The following is a 13,984-nucleotide window of genomic DNA, read 5'->3' as shown; positions in this document are numbered from 1 at the left end:
GCGCTAGCCCCGGTCGACGAGCAGGACCGGGCACGCGGCGTGCTGGAGCACGGTGCGGGTGAGCGAGCCGAGCCGGGTGCCGTGCTCGCCGGCCCGACGGCTCAGGACCAGCACCGACGACGAGCGCGACGCCTCGACCAGGGCCTCGGCCGGGCGCTCCCACCTGACCTCCAGGGCGAGGTCGTGGTCCGGGTCGACGTCCGACGTCGCCAGGCTCGTGCGGATCTGCTCGCCCGCGTCGTGGAGCCAGCTGCGACGGGTGTAGTCCATGAAGACCATGTCCTGGTAGGGCTCCGCGATCCAGGCCGCGTGCAGCACCACCAGCGGCCGCCCGACGGCGCGGGCGTACGCCGCGGCCACGGGCACCTGCCCGGCGGCGTCCGGGGCGTGGTCGACGCCGACCGTCACCGGCAGGGGGTCGGCGGACGGTGTCCAACCGTGCGGGACGACGAGCACCGGGGCATGGGCGTGCGCGGCCACGGCGGTCGACACCGACATCGTCAGCAGCCGCTCGACCAGACCCACGTCGCGGCGCTCGAGCACGACGAGGCTCCCGTGGGAACCGCGGTCCGCGAGCGTCGCGGCGACCCGGCCGGTGAGGAGCTGGGACGAGACCGGGCAGCGACCGTCGAGGCGCTGCCGCATCCGCTCCGCCGCGTCGGTGAGCACCGTCCGCCCGACCCGGGTCAGGGCCCGGTCGACCGCCTCCAGCTGGCCCGGCTCCGACGGGACCACCACCAGCGAGTGCACGACGTGCACCAGCTCGACGCCGGTCTCGCGTCGTACCGCCTCGGCGGCGGCCAGGTCGAGGGCACCGTCACCGATCCCGTCCGCCCCGACGGCCACGAGGACCCCGTACTCGTTCGCGCTCATGACGTCCACCTCCGCTCGACCGTGCGGCGCACGGTGTGCCTCCAGGCTCGCCCTCCCCGCGGCGCCGGTTCAGAGACCTTCGGCCCCCGGATCCGGGGCCGAGGTACCTGTGCCCGGACGCGCCCGCCCGAGAGCGTGGGCACGACGGAGAGGAGCGGTCGTGGACGAGCTGTCGCGCGAGGAGTGCCTGGAGGCACTGACAAGCGCCGAGGTGGGCCGGATCGCCTGGTGCACGCCGCGCGGCCCGGTCGTGGTGCCGGTCAACATCGCGGTGCACGACGGTCGGGTGTGGATCCGGACCACCGCCGACTCCGAGATGGTCGCGCGGGTCGACGCGGAGCGGGTGGCCGTCCAGGTCGACCACGTCGACGTCGTCCGCCGCGCCGGCTGGTCGGTGCTCGCCCACGGCGTCGCCGCGGTGCACTTCGACCCCGCCGGACCGGACTCCCCCGTTCCCTGGCCGCCGGGGCCACGGCCCGCGGAGGTGGTCGTGACCATCGGCGAGGTGAGCGGACGGCGGCTGTCACCGGGCGACGGTGGGACAAAGTCCCTCGGCTGAGAGGTCCCGCGGCCCGAGCGTCCGGTACGCCGGCGGTCGATCGTGGGAGCACCGACAGATCTCCCGGAGGTGGGTCATGAGCGAGACCACGTCACCCGGACGCCCACGGGCACTGGTGGTCCACGAGTCGATGTTCGGCTGCACCGAGCAGGTCGCCCGGGCGGTCGCCGACGGCCTGGCCGAGAGCGGCTTCACCGTCACGGCCCTCGACGTGGCCGCGGCGCGGGGCACCGATCCGGCGTCGTACGACCTCCTCGTCGTGGGCGCGCCGACACACGCCTTCTCGCTGAGCCGGCCCTCGACCCGTCGCGACGCGGTGGCGCAGGGCGGCCGCCCCGACGCCGAGGCGTTCGGCCTCCGCGAGTGGATCGGCGACCTGCCGCAGCGGTCCCGCGCCGACCGCCGCCCGTTCGCGGCCTTCGACACCCGGATGAGCAAGGTCCGCCGCCTTCCGAAGTCGGCGGCGACGCGGGCGACGCGCCTCCTCGCACACCGGGGCTACCGACCCGCCGTGCGGCCGGCGCCCTTCATCGTCGAGGACACCCAGGGTCCGCTCGCCCCCGGCGAGCTCGAGCGGGCGCACGAGTGGGGGCGCAGCCTGGCGCGGACCGTCGCTCCGTCGGCGGCCGCCGGCTGACCGGTCAGTGCCGCCCGTGGCTCCCGTGACTCCCCGGGTGGTGGCGGGTCGCGATGATCGCCGCCTGGGTCCGGCTCTCGACGCCGAGCTTGCCGAGCATCGTCGACACGTAGTTCTTGACCGTCTTCTCCGCGAGCCCGAGGCGCTCGGCGATCTGCCTGTTGGTGAGCCCCTCGCCCACGAGGTCCAGGATCTGGTGCTCCTTCGGCGTCAGGTGCTTGGTGACCGGGTCCTCGGGAGGGCCCTCCCGCAGCCGCGCCAGCACCTGGGCGGTGACGGCGGGGTCGAGCATCGACTGTCCGGCCGCGACCCGCCGCACCGTCTCCACGAGGTCCGGTCCCTTCACCTGCTTGAGCACGTAGCCGGAGGCCCCGGCCATGATCGCGGCGAAGAGCGCCTCGTCCTCGTCGTACGACGTCAGGATGAGCGCGGCGATCCCCGGGTCGACCGAGCGGACCTGGCGGCACACGTCGATGCCGGACCCGTCCGGCAGGCGACCGTCGAGGATCGCGACGTCGGGGTGCAGGGCCGGGATGCGGCTGGCGGCCTCCCGGGCCAGGCCGGACTCGCCGACGACCCGGATGTCCGGCTCACCCTCGAGAAGGTCGCGGATGCCGCGCCGGACGAGCTCGTGGTCGTCGAGCAGGAAGACGGTGATCGGGTCCCGCTCCTCGGCTGCTTGCTCCTGCTCCCACATGCTCCGACGCTAGGGCCGACCCGCGCCCCGCCGCTGCAGTCGATGGCCACTGACGACCCGGGACCTTCGTCCCTGTGCGCGGACCACGCGGGGTCGCATGCTCGGCCCCACCGCACCACGCACCCGGATCGGGAGGCCCAGATGGACGCGCCCACGAGGAGCCGCGGCCCCCACGGTCCGCGGGCAGCGCTCGGGCGCCGCATCGTCGAGTTCGCCCGGCGCGCGCCCAGCGTGCACAACACCCAGCCGTGGGCCTGGCGGATCGGCGACGGGACGCTCGACCTGTACGCCGACCGCGCCCGTCAGCTCCCCGTCGCCGACCCCGACGGCCGCCTCCTCACGATCAGCTGCGGCGCCGCGCTCCACTACGCCCTGGCCGCCGCGGCAGCGGCCGGCCGGCCCGCCGAGCCGGTGATGCGGCCGAACCGGTCCGACCCCGACCTCCTGGCGAGCATCCGGCTCCCGGCCGCGGCGCGGCCCGCGGCGGTCACCCGCGAGGCGACCGCCCACGCGGAGCTCCTCGCCGCCCGCGCCACCGACCGGCGCCGCTTCATCGGTTGGCCGATCCCCTCGTCGCTCCTGCAGGGACTCACGACCGGCGCCGCGGCCGGTGGCGCGTCCGCGGTGCCGTTGCCGAACGCGGCGGCCCGGGTGCGCGTCGAGCTGCTGATGAGCCGGGCGATGGCGACCGAGCGCAGCGACCCGCGCTTCGCCGCCGAGCTGGGTCGGTGGACGCACCGCGCGTCCGACGACGGCGTCCCCCGCGGCAACGCCGTACCGCCTGCGGCAGACGGTCTCGACGCGGGCTGGCCGTCGAGGTTCGGCGGAGAGGACGGCGAGGCGGGCGAGTGGACCCTCGCGCCGCGCGCCGACGGCATCGTCGTGATCGTCACCGCGGAGGAGACCCCCGCCGCCTGGCTGGCGGCGGGCGACGTGCTGTGCCGGCTGTGGGCCGACGCGATGGCGCACGACCTGTCGCTGGTCCCGCTCAGCGAGATCGTCGAGGTGGCCGAGACCCGCGAGGTGCTGCACGGAGTGGTCGGGGCGGCCGGCTACCCCGCCCTCGTCGTCCGGATCGGGTGGCAGGAGATCTCCCGCAGCGCGCTCCCCCGGACGCCGCGTCGCCCGCTCGAGGACCTCCTGAGGACGTGAGCCCGGGACCGTGTCCCCGTCGCCGGTGACCTTCTCCCCTGGGGCGTCGGCGTCCAGCTGGTGACGCTGGAGGTGCGGGCCGAGGAGGTCCGCGACCCGAAGGGCTGAGGACCATGACCCACACGCCGACCCGTCCCGCGCCGAACGGCGGCCAGAGCCCCGGACCCTCGCGGCCCACGCGCGACTGGACCGTCGCGCGAGTGGTCGCGACCGTCGCCGCGTCGGTCTTCCTCCTGGTCGGCAGCGGCCTGCTGCTGACCGGGACCGGGGTGGCGCTGGTGTCGACGGCACTGCGTGGCTCCGACGGCTACTACTCCACCACGCCGGCCACCTGGTCGAGCGACGGCGCAGCCGTCCGCTCCGAGGCGGTCCGCATGCACGGCGCGATGATGCCGGGGATGCCGCAGCGGATGGACCGGATGGTCGGGCGGGTCGTGGTCACCGTCCAGGGGAGCGCCGGGGCCGAGGTCTTCGTCGGCCTCGCGCGCACCGCCGACGTCGACCGCTACCTGACCGGAGTCCCGTGCACGACCATGCACGACCCGTGGGACGGCGACGACCGGTACGCCGACTTCGTGCCGGGAACGGTCTCGCCCGGGCCGCCGGAGGGCCAGACCTTCTGGGTGGCCTCGTCGAGCGGTCGGGGCACCCAGACGATGCGGTGGGACGCCGACACCGGTGACTGGACGCTCGTGGTGATGAACGCCGACGGCAGTTCTCCCGTGCGCGCCGAGGTCACGATCGCGGCCAGGATGCCGGTCCTCAGCACCGTCGGCGCCGTCCTCATCGTCTCCGGCCTGGTCGTGATCGGCGCGGCCGGCACCGGGCTGTGGTTCGCCGTCGCCCGGTCCACCACCAACGCACCACTACCCGAGGAGCAGTCATGAAGGCAGCAGTCGTCACCAGCTTCACCGAGCCCCTGGTCATCGAGGAGCGTCGCGTCCCCGAGCCGGGTCCTGGTCAGGTCCTGGTGCGGATCGAGGCGAGCGGCCTGTGCCACACCGACATCCACGCCGCCCACGGTGACTGGCCGGTCAAGCCCACGCCGCCGTTCGTCCCCGGGCACGAGGGCGTCGGGATCGTCGAGGCGCTCGGAGCGGGGGTCACCCACCGCGACCTCGGCGACCGGGTCGCCGTCCCGTGGCTCGGTCACGCCTGCGGCCGGTGCGACTACTGCGTGAGCGGCTGGGAGACCCTGTGCCCCGACCAGCAGCGGACCGGCTACTCGGTCGACGGGGGGTTCGCGGAGTACGTCGTCGCCGACGCCGACTTCGCAATGCCGGTCCCGGACGGCGTCAGCCCGCACGACGCGGCGCCGCTGACCTGCGCGGGCGTCACGACGTACAAGGCCGTCAAGGTCGCGCACATCCGGCCGAGCGAGCGCGTGGCGGTCTTCGGGATCGGCGGCCTCGGCCACCTGGCCGTCCAGTACGCACGCCTGGTCGGCGGCACCGTGATCGCCGTGGACGTCGAGGTCGACAAGCTCGAGCTGGCCCTGGAGCTGGGCGCCGACCACGTGGTCAACGCTCGGGAGACCGATCCGGTGGCGGCGATCGAGGAGCTCGGAGGCGCCGACGTGGCGATCGTGCTCGCCGTGCTGCCGTCCGTCTTCGAGCAGGCGTTCGCGGCCCTCCGGCCGGGCGGCCGGCTGGTGTGCGTGGGCCTGCCGCCCGAGACCGACGGACCGATGAGCCTGCCGATCTTCCCCACGGTGCTGAAGGGCATCTCGGTGATCGGCTCCATCGTCGGCACCCGGCAGGACCTCGCCGAGGTCTTCGACCTCCATGCCCGCGGCCGGACGCGGGTGGTCGCCGAGACCCGCAAGCTGGACGAGGTCAACGACGCCATCGAGGACGTCCTGTCGGGCCGGGCGACCGCGCGGATCGTCTTCCAGCTCTGACCGCCTCCCGGAGTGCGCCGTGTCCGAGTCGTCCTTCGCCCCCGTCGACGTCGTGGTCCCCCACGACGGCATCGACAGCGCGCTGCACTTCGCGGCCCGTGAGGCGCTCCTGACCGGCCGGCCGCTCCGGGTCGTCGGGCCGGCCGACCTGGCGCACGGAGGTCTCGTGGACCGGTCGGCCGGCGTCGCCGAGCTGCTGGCCGGCCCGGGAGTCCCGGTCGACACGCTCGTCACCCCGACCGCGGACCTGGGAGCGATGCTGGCGACCTGCGCCGACGCAGCCCTGGTCGTGGTCCATCGCACGAGCATGCTGCACCTGATGCAGGCCCTCTCGGCGGGCGAGGTCGACGACCGCGGGTTCCCGACCGTCGCGTGCGTGCCGCCGACGTGGGCTCCTCGGCCGGACGAGGCCGGGCCCGTCGTGGTCGCCGTCGACCACGCCTTCGACGCCGCGGCCGAGCTGCTGATCGGCCTGGAGCAGGCCCGGATCCACGAGGCGCCCCTCCACCTCGTGCACGCCTGGGACCTCCGTGGTCCGCTCGGCCCGGTGGAGGACCGCACGCTGGGGCGGCTCTGGACCGCCCAGCTCGCGGCCCGGCTGCGCGAGCAGCTGGAGGCGCTCGCGCCGGGCCTGCCCGTGGTCGTCGACGTGCAACGCGGTCCCGCGACCGACGTCGTCCTCCGGGCCGCTCGGGGTGGTCAGCTGCTGGTCCTCGGCCGCAACCCGCCCTCCCCCGACGGGCGGTGCCACCTGGGTCGCACCGCGCGCACCGCCATCCACGAGAGCCACTGCCCGGTCCTCCTGACACCACCGCTCAAGGGCGACACGGAGGTCCCGACCGCGCGAGGACGAACGGCCCTGCCCGGGCCGCGGGTCCGGCGGAACCCTGCAGACGCCACACCGGACCGATAGAGGAGGTCGCCATGAACGCCGTCCACCCTGAGATCGTCGTCGGAGTCGCCGGCCCGGACGACGGAGCCGCCGCGGTCGAGTACGCCGTCGCCGAGGCGCGTCGTACCCGCGCGCCGATCCGGCTCGTCCACGTCGTCCATCCGATGCTGGTCGACCCGATGCTCGTCGACCCCACCGGCTCCACCGAGCGGACCCGCCACGAGCCGGTCCACCGGGCGGCGCGCGAGCTGCTCGACACGGTCGCGGCGCAGGTCACCCGACGGGACCCGGGCGTGCCGGTCAGCACGTCGGTGGTCGTCGGCCACGCGTCCTCGGCGCTGGTGGAGGAGACCGCCGTCGGGTCCACGCTCGTCCTGCAGCCGGGACCGGGCCGCGGGCTGCACCTGCCGACCTACTCGGTCACCCGGTCCGTGGCGGCCCGCGCGCACGGTCCCGTCGTGTCGGTGCCGGAGCACCGGCACGACCTCGGCGCCGAGGACGAGCGGGACGACGAGCTCGGCGTGGTGACCGTGGGGGTCGACGACGCGGGGGCGGCCGCGCACCTGGTGCGCTGTGCCCTCGAGCAGGCCCGGGCCCGCGGCGCCTCGCTCCGCGTCCTGCACGCCTGGTCCTTCAGCGACAACTACGACGACGTCGTCTTCCAGGGGACGCGGATGGCCGAGCACTCCCAGGGTCTGGCCCGGGAGATCGGGCAGTCGCTGAAGGCCGTCACGGACGAGTTCGAGGACGTGCCGGTCCATGTCGAGGTCCGGCACGGACGGCCGGCCGACCAGCTGGTGGCCGAGTCCCGACGCAGCGACCTCCTGGTCCTCGGCCGGCACTGGACCGGTCGCCGGGTCAGCCACCACCTGGGGTCCGTGGTGCGCACCGTGCTGCGGTTCTCGCGGTGCCCCGTGCTGGTCACCGACCCGATCGACCCGCTGTGGGCGACGGAGGCTGCCCGGGGCTGACCGTCGGCAGCAGCCGGGTCAGGAAGATCGCGAGGCACGCGATCAGCGCCAGCACGGCGAGGCTGATGCGCAGCCCGTCGAGCCGCGCCGACTCGTTCTCCTCGACGACCGCGTCGACCTGCTCGGCCGGCAGGCCCGCCTCGGCCAGCGCCGAGCGGAGGTCGGTGTCGGAGAGGAACGGGATGCCGCCGGCGAGCTCGGTCTCCGCCGAGGCGTAGACCTCGTCGGGCACCGCCGGGTTGTCGGCGACGCCGTGCAGGAAGCTGGCGGTGAGCGCGCCGATGAGCACCGAGCCGGCGAGCGCCGTACCGAGTGAGGCGCCGAGGTTGGTGGAGGTGTTCTGCAGCCCGCCGACCTCGCCGCTGCGCTCGTCGGGCACCGCGGACACGGTCACCGCTCCGAGCTGGGAGGAGAGCGCACCGACGCCGAGTCCCGCCAGCAGGAGCGGGGCCGTGACGATCTCGGGCCCCGCGCCGACCTCGAGGGCCGCGATCAGGGAGAGGATGCCGGCGAGGAGCGCCACCAGCCCGGTGCCGACCACGCGCCGGGGCGACGCCGTCGGCCACAGCCGCGGGATACCGACCGCTGCGGCGAGGAGCGTCACCGACAGGGGCAGCAGCCGGACCCCGGTGTCGAGCGCGCTGAGCCCCAGCGCGACCGAGAGGTAGAGCGGGATGGTGAAGAAGAGGCCGGCCTGGAGCAGGAACTGGAAGAGGAAGAGCGTCAGGCCACCCACCAGGCGCGCGTTGCCGAGCAGGCCGAGGTCGACCAGCGGCTCCCCTCCTCGCGAGGCCACCCGTCCCTCCCACCAGACGAACCCGCGCAGCACGACCAGTCCCGCCACCACCGACCACAGCGTCGCCGAGACGCCCCACAGGTCGGGTGCGCCGGGCTTGGCCTGCACCCAGCCCCAGTCGCCGGACCGGAGCACGCCATACACGGACAGCCCCAGCCCGAGGGCGGACAGCAGGACACCGACCCCGTCGAGACGCACCCGGCCGCTCGGCCCGGCGTCGTGGATGCGGCGGGTCAGCAGGAGGATGCCGACCACCACGACGACCTCGCCGGCGAAGACCAGGCGCCAGGTCCAGTACGTCGTCACCGCGCCGCCGATCAGCGGTCCCGCCGCGACGGCGACCGCACCCGCCGAGGCGACCAGGCCGTAGGCGCGCGGTCGCTGCGCCGCCTCGAAGTTGGCCGCGACGAGCGCCACGATCGCCGGCATGATGAGGGCCGCACCGAGCCCCTCGAGCACCGACCAGCCGAGGATCAGGATCCCGAGGTCGGGCGCCAGCGCGGTGGTCAGCGAGCCCAGCCCGTAGATCACGCAGCCGATCGCGAACGCGCGGCGGCGCCCGATCATCGTGCCGATCTTCCCGCCGGTGATCATCATCGTGGCCATCACGAGCGTGTAGAGCGTGATGGCGGTCTGGACGCCGGTGACGGTCGTCCCGACGTCCGCCGCGACCTGGGCGATCGAGACGTTCATGACCGAGCTGTCCAGGGTCATCAGGAACTGGCCCGAGGCGAGCGTCAGCAGCACCAGACCGGAGGCCGCTCCGGCCCGCTCGGTCGGGGTCGTCATCCCCTCAGCATCGGGGCGGCCGGGGTGGCGCCGACTCACCCGGCGCCGGGTGGGCTCAGTCGGCCTTGACGGCCAGCACCGGGCAGTGGGCGTCGAGGAGGATGCGCTGGGCGTTGCTGCCGAGGATGAGCTTGCCGACCGGCGAGCGGCGGCGCAGGCCGATCACGATCAGCTCGGCTCCACTCGCCTCGGCGATGCTGATCAGGTCCTCGGCGGGCTCGAATCCGCGCACGAGCTGGCGGACCTCGTAGGTCACGCCGGACTCGTCGAGCAGGCGGCGTACGTCGGCCAGCTCGCGGTCGGCCTGGGTCGCGGTCTCGGCGTCGAACTCCGAGCCGCCGCGGTGCGAGCTCACGACCACGAGGTCGGACCCGCGCAGCTTCGCCTCGTCGACGGCGGTCCGCAGCGCGGCCTCGCCCTCCGGCTTGGACACGTACCCCACCACGACGGTCCCCATCGAGTCTCTCCCCTGCTGGCCTGTTGGTTCCCGCACCGTAGCCCATCGGGCGGTGGGCCGCAGCCTGTGGAGGAGCAGCGCGGACATCGGTCCGGACGGGAAGGCTGGGCCCATGCCCGCTTCCACCGAAGGCATCCAGGCTCCGGTCGCCCCGGCGCTGCACGGCCTGCTGCGCCGCGCGGTCCTCGACCACCGGGCCGCGGAGCGCCGGCGTGCCTTCGCGCCGCGGCTGCACGTCGGCCGACCGGGCGGCGTCACGGAGGTGCTGGCCTGCGGTCCGGAGGGCGGCTACGACCACGCGCTGCGGGCGGACGTCGTGGCGGCGATGCTCGCCCGGGCGCTGCGTCGCGACCGGCGGGTGCCGATGGTGTGGCTGACCCGGCCGGGCGACCTCTCCGTCCAGGACGTCGACGCCGCCTGGGTGTCGGGTGCCCGGACGGCGGCCGCGGAGGCCGGGGTGCGGCTCACCCTCGTCGTGGTGACCCGGCAGGGCTGGCTCGACCCGCGCAGCGGGGTGGGCCGCACCTGGACCCGCCTGCGCGACCGGAGCGGAGAGCGCTGAGCCTCACTCCCAGGTGTGGACCGGGTCGTTCGTGTGCATCCGCTCGCGGTAGTCCAGGAGCGTGGCGCGCAGGGCGTCGAAGCGGTCGTCCCCGGCCCGCTCGGCCATCCGGCCGACGAACCACTCCGCGCCGTTGGTGCCGAGCAGGCAGCGCTGCTCGATGATGCCCATCAGCCGGTCGATCTCGGCGCTGTCGGCGCCCCACGACGCCAGGCCCTCCCGGGCCATCGGCAGCAGCCGGCGCAGCACCAGCTCGGTCGCCCGGACCTGACCGACGCCGGGCCAGTAGACCTGGGCCTCGATGCCCTGCCGGGCGGCCACGTGGAAGTTCTCCTCCGCCGCGCTGAAGGACATCTGCGACCACAGCGGCCGCTCGCTGTCCGCCAGCGCGCGCACCAGGCCGAAGTAGAAGGCGGCGTTGGCCATCGTGTCGGCGACCGTCGGGCCGGCGGCGAGGAGGCGGTTCTCGACGCGCAGGTGCGGCACCCCGCCGGCGATGTCGTAGACCGGGCGGTTCCAGCGGTAGATGGTGCCGTTGTGCAGCCGGAGCTCGGGCAGGTGGGGGGTGCCACCCGCCTCGAGCACCTCCAGGGGCTCCTCGTCGTCGGTGACGGGCAGCAGCGCCGGGAAGTAGCGGACGTTCTCCTCGAAGAGGTCGAAGACCGAGGTGATCCACCGCTCCCCGAACCACACGCGCGGCCGCACGCCCTGCGCCTTCAGCTCCTCGCTGCGGGTGTCGGTCGCCTGCTCGAAGAGCGGGATCCGGGTCTCCCGCCACAGCTCCTTGCCGAGGAGGTACGGCGCATTGGCGGCCACCGCCACCTGGATCGCCGCGATCGCCTGGGAGGCGTTCCAGTAGGCGGCGAACTGGTCGGGCGAGGTCTGCACGTGGAACTGCGTGCTCGTGCACGCCGCCTCCGGGACGATCGAGTCGGCGGTCGCGCGCAGCCGCTCGGCGCCGTCGATCGCGATCGTGATGTCCTCGCCGCGGGCGTTGAGGATCTGCTCGCTGAGCAGCTTGTAGCGCGGGTTGGCGCTGAGCGAGTCGAGGCCCATGTGCCCCTCGGCGAGGGTCGGGAGGATCCCGATCATCACCATGTGGGCGCCGACCTTGGCGGCCTTGGCCTCGGCGTCGTTGAGGCTGCGTCGCAGGCTGTCCTCGAAGGTGGTCAGCCCGCCCTCGCGCAGCCGCGCCGGCGGCACGTTGATCTCGATGTTGAACTGACCGAGCTCGGTCTGGAAGTCGGGGTCGGCGATCTCCTCGAGCACCTCGGCGTTCTTCAGCGCCGGGTCGCCGGCGTCGTCGACGAGGTTGAGCTCGACCTCGAGGCCGGTCATCGGGTCGTCGGTGTCGAAGCGCGCCTCGCGCAGCATCCGCGCGAACACGTCGAGGTTGCGGCGCACCTTCTCCCGGTGCCGCGTGCGGTCGGCCCGGGAGAACTCCTGGGCCTCGACCTCCTCACCCATGGGCTGACCCTAGGGCACCGGGGGCCCAGCTGCCCTCGGTCCGAGCGATGAGATCGTCCACGACACCCGCCACCTCTCCCGTCCGTTCGTACGCCGACCGCTGCCGGGCCGCTCCGTTGCCCGCGACCGGGCGCTCGAGCACCGCGTCGACGACCTCCGCGTCGCCGGCGGCGTCGACGGCCGCCCGGACACGGTCGACCAGCGCCGCCAGCACCTCGCGGGCCGGCGCCAGCCGCTCCGTCTCCGGGTGCACGAGCGCGTCGGACATCCCGTGCCGGGACGCCCGCCAGTGCGCGGCGCGGAGCGTCTCCACGCGGACCTGGGCCGGCCGGCCGCCCGAGCGCCACTCCCCTGCGGTCGTCTCCACCAGACCGCGGACGAGCGCGACGATGCCGACGACGATCGCCGGATCGGTGCAGACGTCGCACACCCGGACCTCGACGGTCGGCTGGCTCTCGGAGAGCCGGGCGTCGAAGTAGAGCATCCCCGGGTCGCGGGCCGCGCCGGTCTCGAGGAGCGTGCGGGCGACCGCGCGATAGCCCGCCACGGACCCGAACTGCGCGGTCGGCCCGGCGCTGGGCCATCTCGACCACACCTGGGCCCGCCACGAGGCGTAGCCGGTGTCGACGCCGTCGGCGAAGGGCGAGTTGGCGCTCAGCGCGACGAGGACGGGCAGCCACGGTGCGATCGCGTCGATGACCGCGACGCCCTCCTCGTCGGAGCCGACCTCGGTGTGGACGTGCATCCCGCAGGTGCCCATGGCCCCGGCCACCTGGCCGTAGGTGTCGAGCATGTCGCGGTAGCGGTCGTCCGTCGTGAGGACCGGCTCACTGCCGCCGAGCGGCACGGTCCCGGCGGCGCCCACCCGGAGGCCCACGGCCCGCGCCGCCTCGCCGGCGGTGCGACGGGCCGCCAGCACCTGGTCGAGGACCGCTCCGAGGTCGGAGGCCGGGTCGGTGCGGGTCTCGAGCTGGTGCCGGAAGAGCTCGTGGTCGATCTCGTCGGTCGCCGCGTGGGGCGGCCGGCGGCCGTGGCCGTGCTCGTGGAACTCCTTGAGCACCGCCGGGGCCGCGGCGGCCACCTGCCGTGAGTCGGGGTCGAGCAGGAGCAGCTCCTCCTCCACGCCCACCGTCCGCGCCATGGCGGAGCACTACCCCTCCTCCGTCCCGCCCATGCCCTCCCACGCGTCCGGTGGGATGGCCTGCTCGAGGACCTGGGCGACCAGGTCGGCCAGGTGGTAGTCGGGGTCGGCCTCCTGGGCGCGCTCGACCGCGCACCAGGCCAGCGCCCCGTGGCCCGCCTGCCAGGCCGCGAAGGCGAGCAGCGAGGCGGGGGCGGGGACCAGCGGGTCCGGCGCGCGGCGCACCAGGTCGGTCCAGAACGCGAGGTGCTCACGCACCTCGGCCCGGCGGATCTCCGCCCACGCCGCGTCGCGGACCGGGATGTCGAGGAGGCCGCGCAGCAGCCGCGCGACGGCCTCGTCGCCGGGCGGCTCGGCCCCGGCGAGGTGGGTCCGGAGCAGCTCCCGCACCCACGCCTCGTCGACGGACGGGACCGGTGGGTCGCCCCCGAGCCCGGCCAGCGCGGCGACGACCCGGCCCACCCGGACCGGGTCGGCGGCCAGGGTCGCGCGCAGCTCCTCCCGCGAGCCGTGCACGACCCGCCCGTCGAGGACGGCCTCGGCGGCGAACCGGTGCCCGCCCAGGTCGTACGGCGCCCCGTGGCCGGGAAAGCCCGCCGGGGCCGGCACCGGCCACCACCTCCGCCCGTCGGCGCAGAGACCGGCGAGCACGTCGACGCCGGCGCGGGCGAAGGCCCGCCGGGCCGCGCCGACCACCCGACCGGCGCGCCGCCGGTCGGCGGAGTAGCCGACGAGCACCACTCGCGCCACCCGATGTCGGAGCGCGGGCTCGAGCAGCGCGTCGACGACCTCGGCGTCGAGCGTGCGGTCGGGCACGGTCGGCAGGTCGATGCGCGCGTGGAAGGGGTGCGTGGCGCCGAAGGTGAGCAGCACCAGCGACTCGGTGGGCTCGAAGCCGAGCACCACGGGGACGAGGGCGAACAGGTCGACGGGGTCGTGGGCGACCAGGGTCAGCGGGCTGGGGTGTGCGGAGGGAGCGGTCATGGGTCGAGGTTCGCCGGGGCGGCGGACAGCCGCGGCCCCTCTCCCACACCCCCTGTGCACGACCCCGATCGGAGCGTCGCTGTGGAGGGAAGGTGGGCCGTCGGCGC

15 protein-coding genes are annotated in these 13,984 nt (G+C 74.8%); 8 read left to right on the top strand and 7 right to left on the bottom strand.

Features of this window, described 5'->3' with window-relative positions; genetic code table 11:
- Positions 1-3: 3 nt before the first annotated feature.
- Positions 4-873: a universal stress protein gene (locus K8U61_RS02200; protein ID WP_224121327.1), complete on the bottom strand. Its 870-nt coding sequence runs from the start codon at positions 871-873 to the stop codon at positions 4-6.
- A 160-nt stretch (positions 874-1,033) separates the two neighbouring features.
- On the opposite strand from K8U61_RS02200, the gene K8U61_RS02195 reads away from it, so the two are divergent.
- Complete coding sequence (locus K8U61_RS02195; RefSeq protein WP_224121326.1) at positions 1,034-1,432, top strand: pyridoxamine 5'-phosphate oxidase family protein; 399 nt, start codon at positions 1,034-1,036, stop codon at positions 1,430-1,432.
- A 76-nt stretch (positions 1,433-1,508) separates the two neighbouring features.
- Complete coding sequence (locus K8U61_RS02190) at positions 1,509-2,069, top strand: flavodoxin family protein (protein WP_224121325.1); 561 nt, start codon at positions 1,509-1,511, stop codon at positions 2,067-2,069.
- A 4-nt stretch (positions 2,070-2,073) separates the two neighbouring features.
- Here K8U61_RS02190 and K8U61_RS02185 read toward each other — a convergent pair whose 3' ends face one another.
- Positions 2,074-2,766: a response regulator gene (locus K8U61_RS02185; RefSeq protein ID WP_224121324.1), complete on the bottom strand. Its 693-nt coding sequence runs from the start codon at positions 2,764-2,766 to the stop codon at positions 2,074-2,076.
- 141 nt (positions 2,767-2,907) lie between these two features.
- Between K8U61_RS02185 and K8U61_RS02180 the strand changes: the two genes are divergently transcribed.
- The 5 genes from K8U61_RS02180 to K8U61_RS02160 all read left to right on the top strand — a co-directional run bounded on the left by K8U61_RS02180 (position 2,908) and on the right by K8U61_RS02160 (position 7,681).
- Positions 2,908-3,918, top strand: a complete 1,011-nt coding sequence (locus tag K8U61_RS02180) for an Acg family FMN-binding oxidoreductase (protein WP_224121323.1) — start codon at positions 2,908-2,910, stop codon at positions 3,916-3,918.
- Positions 3,919-4,031: 113 nt separating this feature from the next.
- Positions 4,032-4,805: a hypothetical protein gene (locus tag K8U61_RS02175; RefSeq protein WP_224121322.1), complete on the top strand. Its 774-nt coding sequence runs from the start codon at positions 4,032-4,034 to the stop codon at positions 4,803-4,805.
- Entirely contained in the window at positions 4,802-5,818 is a 1,017-nt protein-coding gene (gene adhP, locus K8U61_RS02170) for an alcohol dehydrogenase AdhP (protein WP_224121321.1), read from the top strand. The genes K8U61_RS02175 and adhP overlap by 4 nt, the downstream gene beginning before the upstream one ends.
- A 19-nt stretch (positions 5,819-5,837) precedes the next feature.
- Entirely contained in the window at positions 5,838-6,731 is an 894-nt protein-coding gene (locus K8U61_RS02165) for a universal stress protein (RefSeq protein WP_224121320.1), read from the top strand.
- 11 nt (positions 6,732-6,742) lie between these two features.
- The gene (locus K8U61_RS02160; protein ID WP_224121319.1) at positions 6,743-7,681 is read left to right on the top strand and encodes a universal stress protein; all 939 of its coding nucleotides are present in this window, start codon (positions 6,743-6,745) and stop codon (positions 7,679-7,681) included.
- Here the strand turns inward: K8U61_RS02160 and K8U61_RS02155 are convergent.
- Both K8U61_RS02155 and K8U61_RS02150 read right to left on the bottom strand, forming a co-directional pair.
- Positions 7,632-9,266 carry an MFS transporter gene (locus K8U61_RS02155; RefSeq protein ID WP_224121318.1) on the bottom strand — a complete coding sequence of 545 codons (1,635 nt, stop codon included), beginning with the start codon at positions 9,264-9,266 and terminating at the stop codon, positions 7,632-7,634. The two genes, K8U61_RS02160 and K8U61_RS02155, sit on opposite strands and share 50 nt — an antisense overlap.
- A 55-nt stretch (positions 9,267-9,321) precedes the next feature.
- A complete protein-coding gene (locus tag K8U61_RS02150) occupies positions 9,322-9,723 on the bottom strand; it encodes a universal stress protein (RefSeq protein ID WP_224121317.1) in 402 nt (133 codons plus the stop codon).
- Between the two features lie 112 nt (positions 9,724-9,835).
- On the opposite strand from K8U61_RS02150, the gene K8U61_RS02145 reads away from it, so the two are divergent.
- Positions 9,836-10,285, top strand: coding sequence for a hypothetical protein (locus K8U61_RS02145; protein WP_224121316.1), 450 nt, complete (start codon positions 9,836-9,838; stop codon positions 10,283-10,285).
- 3 nt (positions 10,286-10,288) lie between these two features.
- On the opposite strand, the gene K8U61_RS02140 is transcribed toward K8U61_RS02145, so the two are convergent.
- From K8U61_RS02140 to K8U61_RS02130, 3 genes are read right to left on the bottom strand one after another with little or no spacing between them, the layout of a single operon-like run.
- Positions 10,289-11,752: a glutamate-cysteine ligase family protein gene (locus K8U61_RS02140; RefSeq protein ID WP_224121315.1), complete on the bottom strand. Its 1,464-nt coding sequence runs from the start codon at positions 11,750-11,752 to the stop codon at positions 10,289-10,291.
- Positions 11,745-12,893, bottom strand: coding sequence for a carboxylate-amine ligase (locus K8U61_RS02135; protein ID WP_224121314.1), 1,149 nt, complete (start codon positions 12,891-12,893; stop codon positions 11,745-11,747). Before K8U61_RS02135 ends, K8U61_RS02140 begins: the two co-directional genes overlap by 8 nt.
- 9 nt (positions 12,894-12,902) lie before the next feature.
- Positions 12,903-13,877 carry a DUF4192 domain-containing protein gene (locus K8U61_RS02130; protein WP_224121313.1) on the bottom strand — a complete coding sequence of 325 codons (975 nt, stop codon included), beginning with the start codon at positions 13,875-13,877 and terminating at the stop codon, positions 12,903-12,905.
- Positions 13,878-13,984: the final 107 nt, after the last annotated feature.

This window comes from Nocardioides mangrovi (assembly GCF_020073815.1).
Taxonomy (GTDB): Bacteria; Actinomycetota; Actinomycetes; order Propionibacteriales; family Nocardioidaceae; genus Nocardioides; species Nocardioides mangrovi.
This window is presented reverse-complemented; position numbering and strand designations above follow the sequence as displayed.